The organism is Streptomyces sp. NPDC028308 (assembly GCF_055565855.1).
This window is the reverse complement of sequence record NZ_JBVHTO010000005.1, coordinates 88,954-102,144: the sequence shown is the minus strand read 5'-3', so window position 1 is coordinate 102,144 and position 13,191 is coordinate 88,954. Positions and strand designations below refer to the sequence as shown.

10 protein-coding genes and 1 pseudogene are annotated in these 13,191 nt (G+C 74.3%); 7 read left to right on the top strand and 4 right to left on the bottom strand.

Features of this window, described 5'->3' with window-relative positions; translation table 11 throughout:
- Nucleotides 1–936, bottom strand: coding sequence for an ABC transporter ATP-binding protein (locus tag ACZ4VA_RS12985; protein WP_356171187.1), 936 nt, complete (start codon nucleotides 934–936; stop codon nucleotides 1–3).
- A 107-nt stretch (nucleotides 937–1,043) separates the two neighbouring features.
- Here ACZ4VA_RS12985 and ACZ4VA_RS12980 point away from each other — a divergent pair, with 107 nt between their 5' ends.
- From ACZ4VA_RS12980 to ACZ4VA_RS12970, 3 genes are all read left to right on the top strand, one after another.
- The gene (locus tag ACZ4VA_RS12980) at nucleotides 1,044–2,195 is read left to right on the top strand and encodes a sensor histidine kinase (protein ID WP_355791689.1); all 1,152 of its coding nucleotides are present in this window, start codon (nucleotides 1,044–1,046) and stop codon (nucleotides 2,193–2,195) included.
- 14 nt (nucleotides 2,196–2,209) lie between these two features.
- A complete protein-coding gene (locus ACZ4VA_RS12975; protein ID WP_356243732.1) occupies nucleotides 2,210–2,881 on the top strand; it encodes a response regulator transcription factor in 672 nt (223 codons plus the stop codon).
- 99 nt (nucleotides 2,882–2,980) lie between these two features.
- Nucleotides 2,981–4,138: an ROK family transcriptional regulator gene (locus ACZ4VA_RS12970; RefSeq protein WP_356243729.1), complete on the top strand. Its 1,158-nt coding sequence runs from the start codon at nucleotides 2,981–2,983 to the stop codon at nucleotides 4,136–4,138.
- A 101-nt stretch (nucleotides 4,139–4,239) separates the two neighbouring features.
- Here ACZ4VA_RS12970 and ACZ4VA_RS12965 read toward each other — a convergent pair whose 3' ends face one another.
- Nucleotides 4,240–5,001, bottom strand: coding sequence for a GntR family transcriptional regulator (locus ACZ4VA_RS12965; protein WP_389389090.1), 762 nt, complete (start codon nucleotides 4,999–5,001; stop codon nucleotides 4,240–4,242).
- Nucleotides 5,002–5,327: 326 nt separating this feature from the next.
- On the bottom strand, nucleotides 5,328–6,218 hold the full coding sequence (locus ACZ4VA_RS12960; RefSeq protein WP_356171200.1) for an RNA polymerase sigma-70 factor: 891 nt from the start codon (nucleotides 6,216–6,218) through the stop codon (nucleotides 5,328–5,330).
- 274 nt (nucleotides 6,219–6,492) lie between these two features.
- Here ACZ4VA_RS12960 and ACZ4VA_RS12955 point away from each other — a divergent pair, with 274 nt between their 5' ends.
- Nucleotides 6,493–7,323, top strand: coding sequence for an alpha/beta fold hydrolase (locus ACZ4VA_RS12955; RefSeq protein WP_355796196.1), 831 nt, complete (start codon nucleotides 6,493–6,495; stop codon nucleotides 7,321–7,323).
- A gap of 525 nt (nucleotides 7,324–7,848) precedes the next feature.
- Here ACZ4VA_RS12955 and ACZ4VA_RS12950 read toward each other — a convergent pair.
- Nucleotides 7,849–8,202: pseudogene (locus ACZ4VA_RS12950) on the bottom strand (EamA family transporter); the annotation flags it as partial.
- Nucleotides 8,203–8,249: 47 nt separating this feature from the next.
- Between ACZ4VA_RS12950 and pdxR the strand changes: the two are divergent.
- From pdxR to ACZ4VA_RS12935, 3 genes are all read left to right on the top strand, one after another.
- Nucleotides 8,250–9,692: a MocR-like pyridoxine biosynthesis transcription factor PdxR gene (gene pdxR / locus ACZ4VA_RS12945; RefSeq protein WP_356243720.1), complete on the top strand. Its 1,443-nt coding sequence runs from the start codon at nucleotides 8,250–8,252 to the stop codon at nucleotides 9,690–9,692.
- A gap of 152 nt (nucleotides 9,693–9,844) precedes the next feature.
- Nucleotides 9,845–11,434, top strand: a complete 1,590-nt coding sequence (locus ACZ4VA_RS12940; protein WP_468081204.1) for an alkaline phosphatase D family protein — start codon at nucleotides 9,845–9,847, stop codon at nucleotides 11,432–11,434.
- A gap of 357 nt (nucleotides 11,435–11,791) precedes the next feature.
- Entirely contained in the window at nucleotides 11,792–12,997 is a 1,206-nt protein-coding gene (locus tag ACZ4VA_RS12935) for a hypothetical protein (RefSeq protein WP_468081202.1), read from the top strand.
- Nucleotides 12,998–13,191: the final 194 nt, after the last annotated feature.

Sequence of the window (13,191 nt, the reverse complement as noted above, 5' to 3'; positions counted from 1 at the left end):
TCAGGCCTCCTGAGACGGTACGGGGGACGGTGTGGCGGTGAACTCGGCCTCCGGTGAGGTCAGTTCGAGGTAGGCCTGTTCCAGGGTGGCTTCCTCCGCCGCGAGTTCGAGGATCGGGAGCCCGGCGCCGGAGACGAGGTGCCCGATGTCCTCCACGCGCGCGTGCGGCACGGTCCAGCGTCCGTCCTCGCCCTCGACGGCCTCGTGGCCGTGCCGTGCCAGCAGGCGGCTCAGCTCCTTGCCGTCCGTGGTCCGCACCCGGACGCGGGGCCGCACGCGCGCGTGGATGAACTCCCGCACGGGCGTGTCGGCGAGCAGGCGTCCCCGGCCGAGGACGATCAGGTGGTCGGCGAAGGACGCCGTCTCGGTCATCAGATGGCTGGAGACCAGGACGGTGCGGCCCTCCCGGGCGAGCCGGCGGAGCAACTCCCGTATCCAGACGATGCCTTCGGGGTCGAGTCCGTTGGACGGCTCGTCCAGCAGCAGCACCGGGGGGTCGCCGAGAAGCGCAGCCGCGATGCCGAGCCGCTGCCGCATGCCCAGCGAGTACGTTCGCACCCGGTGCCGTGCGACCGGGGCGAGTCCCGTCTCCTCCAGGACCTCGTCCACCCGGCGTCCCGGGACGCGGTTGCTCGCCGCCAGTGCGCGCAGGTGGTCGCGCGCGGTGCGGGAGCCGTGCGGGGCGCCCGCGTCGAGCAGCGCGCCCACCTGACGCAGCGGCTCGCGCAGCGAGGCGTAGGGCCGTCCCCCGATCGTGGCGGTGCCGGACGTGGGCCGGTCCAGCCCCAGCACGAGCCGCATGGTGGTGGACTTCCCGGCGCCGTTGGGCCCGAGGAACCCGGTGACCCGGCCGGGCCGCACGCTGAACGTCAGCCCGTCCACGGCGCGTCCGGTCCCGTACTCCTTGGTGAGGTCCTGTACGTCGATGCTGGTCATGGCACCAGCGTGGCCGTGTCCGGGCCGCCGTCCCTCCCCCGCGCGGGGAAAGCGTCTCCCCCGCTCGGGGGAGCCCCGCTGTCGGTGCCGCCTGGCACGATGACGCAATGGACCGGTTCCTGCGCCCGCTGACGAGCGCGACGACGTACACGCGTCTGCTGCACCTGTGGGTGCCGATGCTCTTCGTCAGCGTGTGGCTGTTCATCGACATGTCCCGGCCGTGGGTGCCGGCCCTGCTGCTGATCCCGCTGGGACTGGTTCCGGCCGTGCGGGCGGGCGAGGGTGTGCAGGCGCGCCTGATGCTGATGCCGGACGGGGGGACGGCCGTCTCGGTCACCAGGTCGGCCGCGTGGCGGGACCGGCTGCGGACGGTGCTGTGGCTGGAGGCGCGGATGGCGCTGGGGGCGGTCACGACGGCGGTGTGCGTGTGGCTGCCGGTGCTCGTCGTCGATCTGTTCCGGGCCGCCTTCGGCGACGCGCCGGTCCACGACCCGCTCCTGACGGTGGACCACCCGCACTGGGGCTACGTCCTGCTCGTCCCGCTGCCCGTGCTCGCCCTGTACGCCGCGGTCCTCGGTCTGGGCGGCCTGGTCACGGCGCTCGCGCGCCGCCTGCTCGGCCCCTCCCCCGGTGAGCGGCTGGCGGCCTTGGAGGAGCGGACCGAGCAGCTGCTGGAGCGCAACCGCATCGCCAGGGAACTGCACGACTCCATAGGGCACGCGCTGACGGTGGCCGTGGTGCAGGCTGGAGCGGCGCGCACGGCCCGGGACCCGGCGTTCACGGACCGGGCCCTGGCGGCGATCGAGGACACCGGCCGGGCCGCTCTGGAGGACCTGGAGCGGGTCCTGGGTGTGCTGCGCGAGGCGGAGCGCCCGGCGAGCAGCCGTCCCGCGCTGACCGAGGCGGACCGCCTCCTGGAGTCCGCGCGTGCCTCCGGCGCCGAGGTCGACGCCGAGGTGACGGGCCCCCTGGAGAGCGTTCCGGGCCCGGTCTCCCGGGAGGGCTACCGCATCCTCCAGGAGTCCCTCACGAACGCGCTGCGGCACGCGGGCGGAGTGCCGGTCCGGGTCCGGGTCGCGGTCGCGGACGGCACCCTCGGCCTGGAGGTGCGCAACCCGCTGACGGCGACCGTCCCCGGTCCCGGCCGGGGCAGCGGACTGCGGGGCATACGGGAGCGCGCGGCGCTGCTCGGGGGCCGCGCGCGGACGGGCCCCGACGAGGGCGAGTGGCGGGTGCGCGTGGAGCTGCCGCTGGGCTGATCTACGCTGGCCGGATGCCGGTCACCCCCGTCACCGTTCTGCTCGTCGACGACGAACCCCTCGTACGCGCGGGTCTGCGTGCCGTCCTCGAAGCGCAGCCGGACATCGAGGTGTGCGGTGAGGCGGCCGACGGCGCGGCAGTGATCCCGCTGGTGCGGCGGCTGCGCCCCGACGTGGTCGCCATGGACGTGCGGATGCCGCTGCTGGACGGGATCGAGGCCACCCGGGCGGTGCTGCGGACCGTCGCCGACCCGCCGAAGATCCTCGTGATCACGACGTTCGAGAACGACGAGTACGTCTACGAGGCGCTGCGCGCCGGCGCCGACGGGTTCCTGCTGAAGCGGGCCCGGCCCGCCGAGATCGTGCACGCCGTACGGCTGGTCGCCGAGGGCGAGTCCCTGCTGTTCCCCGCGTCCGTGCGGCAGTTGGCCGCCGAGTACGGCGACGGCGGCGGGAATCCGGCGGCCCGGGCGCTGCTGGAGCGGGCCACGCTGACCGGGCGGGAGGCGGAGGTGCTGCGCCTGATGGCCCGGGGTCTGTCCAACGCGGAGATCGCCGCCCGGCTGATCGTCGGGACCGAGACGGTCAAGTCCCACGTCAGCGCCGTACTGGCCAAACTGGGCGCCCGCGACCGCACTCAGGCGGTCATCACGGCGTACGAGTCGGGGTTCGTGTCACCGGGCTGAGACGGACCCGTCGGTAACCTGGGGGTGCCCGGCACTCGCCGGAGGCCGCCACGCCGAGTACGATCCGGCCAACACGCGCGCGAGCTGGGAGGAAAGACGTTGGGGCGGTTGACCGGCGGGGACCCCTCTCTGCTGCGAAGGATCAATTCCGCGGTGGTGCTGCACGCCCTGCGTGCCACGGACTGCGCGACCCTCACCGAGATCACCCGGGTGACCGGGCTGTCCCGGCCCACGGTCGAGGGCGTCGTCGAGGGTCTGATCGAGGCGGGGCTGGTCGTCGAGAAGGCCGCCGACGACAGTGCCGCGAGGCGCCAGGGACGGCCCGCCAGGCGCTTCAGGTTCCGGGCGGAGGCGGGGCACCTGCTGGGCCTGGAGATCGGCCCGCACCGGGTCGCCGCGCTCCTCGCCGACCTGGACGGCCGGGTGCTGGGCGCCATCTCCAAGGAGGTCGAGGAGACCGCTCCGGCGGACGAGCGGCTCGAACGGCTGCGGGGCGCGGTCGCCGAGCTGCTGCGCCGGGCGGGCGTCGCGCGCAGCTCCCTGCGGGCGGTGGGGGTGGGCAGCCCCGGCATCGTCGAGGCGGACGGCACCGTCCGACTCGGTACGGCCCTGCCGGAGTGGACGGGCCTGCCCCTCGGCGAACGGCTCAGCCGCTCCTTCAAGTGCCCGGTGCTGGTCGAGAACGACGCCAACGCGGCGGCGGTCGCGGAGCACTGGAAGGGCGCGGCGACGGAGTCCGACGACCTGGTGTTCGTCCTGGCTGGGCTGAGCCCGGGCGCCGGATCGCTGATCGGCGGCCGGCTGCACCGGGGCTACGGCGGCGCCGCCGGGGAGATCGGGGCGCTGCACCTGCTGGGCCGCGGGGCGACGCCGGAGACGCTGCTGTCGACGACGGACGAGCCCCTGCACCCCCTCGACGAGCAGGCCGTCGCCGACGTCTTCGCGCTCGCCCGCGAGGGCGACCAGCGGGCCCGGGCCGCCGTCGACCGGTTCATCCAGCGGCTGGTCCACGACGTGGCGGCGCTGGTGCTCGCGCTCGACCCGGAGCTGGTCGTCATCGGCGGCTGGGCGGCCGGTCTCGACGGTGTACTGGAGCCGTTGCGGCGGGAGTTGGCGCGCTACTGCCTGCGGCCCCCGAAGGTGGCGCTGTCCCTGCTGGGCGAGGCGGCGGTCGCCACGGGCGCGCTGCGGCTGGCCCTGGACCACGTGGAGGAGCAGCTGTTCGCCGTGGAGGGCACGGTCACCGCACGTCGCTGACACGTCCTCAAACGCGGCGAGAGACGTCGACGCCCCGGCCGGTGGCCGGGGCGTCGACGTGTCCCGCGTGAACTCGGGTGCGGGCGCTGTCGCCCGCCGGGTCAGGAGGCGCGGCGCTCCTGGTCGTGGTGGATCTCGACGCCGCCGGAGTCCCCGAAGGTCAGCCGGCAGGTGTCGGCCCGGTACGTGGCCAGCGAGACGGCCACCGTGCGCCCTTCGGCGAAGAAGCGGGTCGTGACGACGAGGACGGGCGCCCCGGGGAGGCGGTCGAGTTCCTTGGCGTCGTCCGCGCGCGCGGAGCCGAGTTCCACCGCACGGTCCTGGCCCTCCAGGCCCAGGCGCTGGAGCTCGCGCAGCACGGCACGCGCGCGGGCCGGACCGGAGGGTGCGTCGATGGAGCTGAGGTCCGGCACCGAGGCGGCCGGGACGTAGAGCAGTTCGGCGGCGACCGGCTGCCCGTGCGTCACCCGGGAGCGGCGCACGACGTGCACCGCCTCGCCGCGGTCCGTCCCCAGCATGTCGGCGACCGCGCCGGGCGGCACGGCCAGTGTGCAGTCCGCGGGCTGCCAGGCGTCACCGGCCGCGCCCGGCCAGGTGTGCTGCTCGGACCCGACGGCGACGCCCACGCGCGGCGGGGCGACCGTGGTGCCCACTCCGCGGCGGCGCTGCAGGCGGCCTTCCAGTTCCAGCTGTTCGAGGGCCTGCCGGAGCGTGGCGCGGGCGACTCCGAACCGGGCCGCGAGGTCCCGCTCGTTGGGCAGGATCTCGCCCACCGAGAACTCGGAGTCGAGTGCCTCACTGAGCACGGTCTTGAGATGCCAGTACTTCGGCTCCGGCACCGTTTCCAGCTGCGTGGTCCCCACCCTGTCCTCCGCAATCGCCGTGGCCCGGCGGCGTTTTAGCGCCCTTGTTTATTAAAGGTTCCTGCACTATCCCTGCGACCATAGGACGGGCCCCACCCTTGGTCAAGACCAATCCTCGATCCCTTGCGGATTGCTCGGGTGCCTTGCCGCGCAGCGTTCATACGGCGTTCGCGCCGGGTCACGTGCGCGACACGAGCGCGCGGCACGGGGCGCACGGCCGCCCGGGGACCCGGCCGCGCGTGAACCGGCGCACGGCAGGAAGCCCCCGCCGGGACGACGGGGGCTTCGGGACTTCCGGGGCCGGTGGGGCAGGTGGGGCCGGCGAGTCAGTGGGGTGACAGGGAGAGCAGCTTCTCCGGGTTGCGTATGACGTAGACGCACTGGATCCGGCCGTCCGTGACGTCCAACTGGAAGACGCTGTCGACCTTGTCGCCGGACAGCACCAGGAAGGCGGCGCCGCCGTTCAGCTCCACCATGCGGAACGAGACGTCCGGCACGCCCTTGCCCGAGACCGCGTGCAGGAAGCGGCCCACCTTGTCCGCGGAGTGCAGGACCCGGAGCGGCGCCTTGGACAGCCCGCCGCTGTCCCCGACCAGCTGGACCTCGGGGGCCAGCAGGGACATGAGGCCCGCCAGGTCGCCGTCCACCGCGGCGGCGAGGAACCGCTCGGTCAGCGCGCGGCGTTCGGCCGGATCGACCTCGTAGCGGGGCCGTCGTTCCTCGACGTGCCGGCGCGCCCGGCCCGCAAGCTGGCGTACCGCCGCCTCGCTGCGGTCCAGGGTGGTGGCGATCTCCGCGTACGGGAATCCGAACGCCTCCCGCAGCACGAACACCGCGCGTTCGAGGGGCGACAGGGACTCCAGGACCACGAGCACGGCGAGGGAGACGGAGTCGGCGAGCACGGCCCGTTCGGCGGTGTCCGGCGCGGTGTCCCCGAACTCGGTGACGTACGGCTCGGGCAGCCAGGGGCCCACGTAGGCCTCGTTGCGCGACTGCACCTGGCGCAGCCGGTCGATGGCGAGCCGGGTGGTGACGCGCACCAGGTAGGCGCGCGGTGTGCGCACGTCCGAGCGGTCGGAGTCCGACCAGCGGAGCCACGCCTCCTGCACCACGTCCTCGGCGTCGGCGACCCTGCCGAGCATGCGGTAGGCGACGCCCATCAGGACGGGGCGGTGCTCTTCGAAGACGTCGGTGGCGGTGCCGGTGTCCGTGGTCACCCGTCCATCCCATACGACCTCCGGCCTCGTGTCCAGGCGATATCCCACCCACGGCGCGGCGCCGGGCACTCGGCGCGCCCGCGCCGGCCGGGCGGGGCGTCGAGCCCGCGCCGTCGGGCGTTCGGTGCCGGTCGGGCACGATGTCCGGCGGGCCTTCCAAGTCGGGCCGGTACGGGGGCTACCCGCCGGTAGCCATTGCTGACAAGCTGTCTACGAACGTGTCCGTCACCCGTGCCCGTCGCCCGTCAGCGCGTCCCATGTGAGGAGCAGCACCATGTCCGCCACGGTCTCCTTCACCGTCCCCTCTCCGCACGGCCCCGAGCCGGTGACCCTGTCCTACACGCGTGTGGGCACCGGCGAACCGCTGCTCCTGCTGCACGGCATAGGCCACCACCGGCAGGCCTGGGACCCCGTCCTGCACATCCTGGCGGCCGAGCGGGACGTGATCGCGGTGGATCTCCCCGGGTTCGGCGAGTCCCCCGCCCTGCCCGTCGGGCTGACGCACGACCTCGCCACCATGAACGCCGCGCTGAGCGCGTTCTGCGACGCCCTGGACCTGGACCGACCGCACGTCGCGGGCAACTCCCTCGGCGGCCTGCTGGCCCTCGGACTCGGCCGCGACAAGCTCGTACGCTCCGTCACGGCACTGTCGCCCGCGGGCTTCTGGACGCAGGCCGAACGTCGGTACGCCTTCGGGGTCCTGACCGCGATGCGGCACGCCGCGCGCCGCCTGCCGCTGCCCCTCGTGGAGCGCCTCTCCCGGACGGCCGCCGGGCGCACGGTGCTGACGAGCAGCATCTACGCGCGGCCTCACCGCCGTTCACCCGAGGCAGTCGTCGCCGAGACGCTCGCGCTCGCCCACGCGGAGGGCTTCTCCGAGACCCTGCGGGCCGGCATCACCGTCCGGTTCACCGACGACGTCCCGGGAGTGCCGGTCACCGTCGCGTGGGGCACCCGGGACCGGCTGCTGGTCCGCCGTCAGGGCGTCCGCGCCAAGCGGATCATCCCCCGCGCCCGCCTCGTCCGGCTGCCCGGCTGCGGCCACGTCCCGATGAACGACGATCCGGCCCTGGTGGCGCGGGTCGTCCTGGACGGCAGCCGCTGACCGGCGCGCCCGCACCCTGAGCGCCCCCGAGCCCAGGGCGACACCGGCCCCCACGAGGGCACTGCCGACGGCCTGCGCGGCGCCGTACGCCCCCGTGCCGACGAGGGGCGCTGTGCAGGCGGCGGCGACGGGGATGAGCCCGGAGAAGAGCGTGGCGCGTTCCGCGCCGATGCGCTGCATGCCCATGTACCAGCAGACGAAGCCGACGACCGTGACGACCACCGCCTGCCACAGCAGGGCCGCCGCCTCGGTGGCGTCCGGTACGCGCAGCCACCCGCCGCCGTCCGCGAGCAGCCCCGCCGCGGCCGACTCGGCCGCGGCGACCGCGCAGACGGTGGCGGACAGCAGCCGGGGCCCCAGCGGGCGCAGCACGGGCACGGCGAGGACCGCGAAGCCGACCTCCCCGCCGAGCGCGCACGCGGACCAGGCGATCCCCGCGCCGTCCGTACGCCCCCATCCCTGCACGGTGAAGGCGCCGACCGCGACCAGCAACGCCCCGTACAGGACGAGGCGTTGGGGCCGGCGCCCGTCCAGGAGGGGGACGAGGACGGCGACCGCCACCGGGGCGCAGCCGACGAACACCCCTGGAACCGCCGGTTCCGCGGTGCGTTCGGCCGCGATGACGGCGAGGTTGAAGCCGACCATGCCCACCGCCGCGAGGAGGGCGAGGCGCGTCCACTGGCGCGGGGCGAGGCGGCGCAGCGGTGCCGTGCCGCCCCGGCCGAGGAGGGGCAGGAGCAGCAGGCAGGCCAGGCCGTAGCGCAGGAACTGGCCACCCGCGTACGGGTAGTGGCCCAGCACGCTGTTGGCGGTGAAGGAGCCTCCGACGAGGACGCAGGCGAAGGCGGCGAGCAGGGCTCCGCGGGTGGTGGCGTTCATGGCGGTGACGCTACGAAGCGTCCCGGTCCGGTTTAAGGTCCACTTCCATGACGCCATCGGGGACCAATCGGGACGAGGGGGCCGTGGCGCGGTCGCCGTGGGCCGCCGCCTGGGAGCTGCTGCTGCCGGCCGCGTCGGCGCCCGCACGCGCGCGTGGCCGCACCCTCCAGGCGGCGCTGCGGGAGGCGGTGCGCTCGGGACGGCTCGCGCCGGACACCCGGCTGCCGCCGAGCCGGGAACTCGCGGCCGATCTCGGGGTGTCACGAGGGCTCGTCACGGAGGCGTACGAGCAGCTGACGGCGGAGGGATACCTGCGCAGCGGCCGGGGCGCCGGGACCTGGGTGGGCGGCGCGGCCCGGGCGGCCCGACCGCCCGCGCGCGATCTCGCGCCGCGCTCCCCGGGCGCCCGCGCCGACTTCCTGCCCGGCACACCGGACCTGTCTCTGTTCCCGCGCGCCGCCTGGGCCGCCGCGCAGCGCGGGGTGCTCGCCGAACTGCCCCACCACGCACTCGGTTACCCCGATCCGCGGGGGCTGCCCCGGCTGCGGACCGCCCTGGCCGAACTGCTCTCCCGGCGCCGGGGCGTGGTCGCGGACCCGGAGCGGGTGGTGGTCGTCTCCGGGGTGGCGCAGGCGACGACGCTCCTCGGATTCGTGCTCCACGCGCGCGGGGTGCGCACCGTCGGTGTGGAGGACCCCGGCAGCCCCGAGCACGGCGCCCTCTACACCTCGGCCGGCCTCACCGCCGTCCGCCTGCCGCTCGACCGCGAGGGCCTGTCGACCGGCCCCCTGTACGACTCCGGAGTGCGGGCGGTCGTCACCACCCCCGCCCACCAGTTCCCCTCGGGGATCGCGTACTCGGCGCGGCGCCGTGCCGAACTGCTCGACTGGGCCCGCTCGGTGGACGGTCTCGTGGTCGAGGACGACTACGACGGGGACTTCCGCTACGACCGTGCCCCGGTGGGCGCGCTCCAGGGCCTGGACCCGGAGCGCGTCGCGTACACCGGGTCGGTCAGCAAGTCGCTCGCGCCCGGGCTCCGGCTGGGCTGGCTCCTCGTGCCCGGGTCGCTCGCCGAAGAGGTCGTCGAACGCAAGCGGACCATGGATCTCGGCCATCCCGCCATCGACCAGGCCCTCATGGCGCGGTTCCTGGAGCGCGGTGACTACGACCGGCAGCTGCGGCGCTGCCAGCGCGCCTACCGGGAGCGGCGCGACACGCTCGTGGCCGCCCTCGACGAGCACTTCCCCGGCACGAAGGTGTCGGGGATCGCCGCCGGACTGCACGCCATCGCCGAACTGCCCGACCGGTACGGGCCCCCGGACCGCTTCCTGCGGCTCGCGGCCGCCGAGGGCATCGCGGTGCGGCCGCTGTCGGACTACGGCACGGCGGTCGACGAGGGCGTGCGGCTGGTGCTGGGGTACGCGCACCTGTCCCCGGCCCGCATCCGGGAGGGGGTGCAGTTGATGGCGGCGGCGGTACGCCACGGGTGACGGGGATTCGCCGGTGGGTCGCCGGCCGGTGGCGCACGCCGGTTCCCCTGCCGGTGCGGTCAGTTGTTCACTTGGGGTTTCCGTGTGCGCTGCGGCGCACCAGTAGTTGTGGCACTGCACACTGGCCGGAACCCGTCCCTGGAGGCGCATCCATGTCACACCGTCCGCCGTTTCCCGGCCGCCGCAGCGTGCTGCGCGGCTCTCTCGCCGCGTCGGCGGCCCTGGCCGTGCCGGCTGCGGCCGGCGCCGCTCCGGCGTTCGCCCTGTCGGGACGGCCGGAGGCGGGCTGGGGCGTCCAGGCCGGCGACGTCACGACCGACTCCGGTCTGGTGTGGGTGCGTTCCGACCGGCCGGCCCGGATGATCGTCGAGACGTCGGCCACCGAGTCCTTCCGCAACGCCAGGAGATGGCACGGTCCGCTGCTCGGCCCCGGCACCGACTTCACCGGCACGACCAGGCTGCGCGGGCTGCCGCCGGGCGAGCAGATCCACTACCGCGTGCTGCTCGCCGACCCCGACGACCCGCGGCGCACCGGCGAGCCCGTCCCCGGCACCTTCCGCACGGCACCGGTCCGGCGGCGCGACGGCGTACGCTTCCTGTGGTCGGGCGACCTGGCCGGGCAGGGCTGGGGCATCAACCCCGACCGCGGGGGCTACCGCATCTACGACGCCATGGCGGCGCTGGACCCGGACTTCTTCCTGTGCAGCGGCGACAACATCTACGCCGACGGGCCGATCTCCGCGACCGCCGCCCTGCCCGACGGCAGCACCTGGCGGAACGTCACCACCGAGGAGAAGTCCAAGGTCGCCGAGACCCTGGCGGAGTTCCGCGGCAACTTCCGCTACAACCTGCTGGACGACAACCTCCGCCGCTTCAACGCCCAGGTGCCGTCCATCGTGCAGTGGGACGACCACGAGGTGCGCAACAACTGGTACCCGGGCGAGGTGATCGCGGCGACGGACACGCGGTACACCGAGAAGAGCGTCGACGTGCTGGCCGCGCGCGCCAACCGCGCGTTCGGCGAGTACTTCCCGGTCTCCGCGCTGCGTCCGGGCGCCCGGGAGGGACGGGTGCACCGCGTCGTGCGCCATGGCCCCCTGCTCGACGTCTTCGTGCTGGACATGCGCACCTACCGCAACGCCAACACCCCCGGCACCCAGACCACCGACCCCCAGGGCATCCTCGGCGAGGAGCAACTGCGGTGGCTCAAGCGGGAACTGTCCCGCTCGCGCGCCGTGTGGAAGGTGATCGCCGCCGACATGCCCCTCGGGCTGGTCGTGCCGGACACCACCGAGGGGCAGAAGAACATCGAGGCGGTGGCCCAGGGCGATCCGGGGGCACCGCTCGGGCGCGAACTGCAGATCGCCGAGCTGCTGCGGTACATCAAGCACCGGCGGATCACGGGTACCGTGTGGCTGACGGCCGACGTCCACCACACCTCGGCCCAGCACTACCTGCCGGAGCGCGCCGCGTTCACCGACTTCGAGCCGTTCTGGGAGTTCGTCTCCGGCCCCCTGAACGCCGGCGCGTTCCCGGCCAGCGCCCTCGACGGCACGTTCGGCCCCGAGCGGGTGTTCGTGAAGGCGCCCACCGCGTCCAACGTCTCGCCCGCCGGGGGCTACCAGTTCTTCGGCGAGGTGGACATCGACGGCGGCAGCGGCGACCTGACGGTCCGGCTGCGCGAGCAGGACGGCACCGTGCTGTTCACGAAGGTGCTGCGACCGGGCCGGGTCGGGCAGTGACCCGTCGCTGAGCCGGACGGTCCCGTACCCTCGAACCGATGGGCAGCGCACCGGAGTCATCCCCCGGTGCGCCGCTCCGTTCGCCGTGCGCCACCACGGTCTGCCGGGCACAACCACCGGCGGCACAGGGGCCATTGTCAGTGGTGGCCTCTACGGTTCTCCCAACGCGATCTCCGCACGCCGGGGTCGGCGCCCGGCCGCACCAAGCCGCGAGGGCGCGTTCCACGGCGTCCTCCACCCTCGCGCGCGCCGCGCGGACCGTGCGGCCCGGGGTCGTTCCCGGGCCGGGGCCGCCGCCCGCGCCGGGGTCGTGCGCACAGTGGGGGCCGGGAGACCGAGGATCGACGGGGGCGTGCGATGGGTGTGCTGATGGAGGCCGTGCGGGCGGGGCGGACGGCTGAGGTCGTGAGCCTGCTGGACGGCATGACCGATACGGAACGCAGGGCGTGCCTCCCGGGGCTGAGACAGCTCCGCAAGGAGCTGGGGGCGACTCCTTGGAACGTGGAGTCCCGCCGCGCCCAGCCCGCGCTGCACGCGGCCGGAGCGGCATGCCAGACCGGGGCCGCCGCGGCGGCCACCTGGCTCGCGGCGCCCGATCTGCGCTGGTCGCAGGCGTCGCCGGCCGTCCTGCTCGACGTGCTCGGGGACCGTGACCCCGCGTGGCTGGCCGACGTGACGCACCGGCTCGCCCAGCAGCCGCTCGCCTCCGGTGTGCCGTACGCGCTGATGGCGGGTCTGGTGCGGCTGTCCGGGTGTGCCGCGCCGACGACGGACGCCTATGTCCAGGGCTGGATGGAGCATCTCGGCCATGTCTGGAAGCGCGGGGACACCGTCCTGGACCGGCTGCGCAGGGATCCCCACCTGACGGAGCTGGCCACCGCCCTCTTCACGACCGACGGCATCGGCGCCCGCGTGGAGTGGCAGTACGGTGAGGGCGCCGACATCTGGACGGTGGCCCTGGCCCGGCTCGGCGGCGAGGGCCTGCTGGACCGCCGGACCATGGTCGACGCCTGTGTGGCCAGGCTGCTGCGGGGCGGGTCGCCGGCCGACCACCGGGTGTTCCTGCGGCTGTTGGTCTCGCTGAAGCTCACTCCGGACGAACGGCGGGAGCGTGTCGGCGACTGGATCGCCCTGGTCCGCGACGCACCCTCGGCCGTGGCCGCACACGCCCAGGCCGTGCTGGGCGCTCTCGCCCTCGACGGGCAGCTGACCGCCCGCCGTATCTCGGAGATGTCCGGCGGGGTGCTGCCGCGCAGCGAGAAGAAGCTGGTCCGCACCCAGCTCATCCTGCTGGCCAAGGTGATCGGACGCGATCCGTCCACGGCCGCGGAGCTGCTGCCCGCGGTGGCACCGGCGTTCACGCACCAGGATTCCGGGGTGCAGGAGCGGGCGCTGAAGCTCGTGGAGCGCCACTTCGACCGGCTGGAGGACGCCGCCGCGCGGTCCGAACTGTCCCGGGCGGCGCACCGGTTGACGCCGGGACTGCGCGCGCGGGCGGCCCAGTTCCTGGGAGAGGAGCCCAGCGACGGGGAGGAGGCCGGCGCGCTGCTGGCGTCCGGCTGAACGCCGCGTGACCGGGAGTGTCTCCCGTCCGCGTCACACCCGGTGACGACAATCATAGAAAATGAAATAAAAAGGACAGAGAGACACTTAACCGATCAGTCACAAAGCGTTCGTGATCACGCAACACCGTTCCTTCACAGTGGCTGCATGACTCCGGACATGTCTGATGTGACGCGCACGAAGCACGGGCGCCC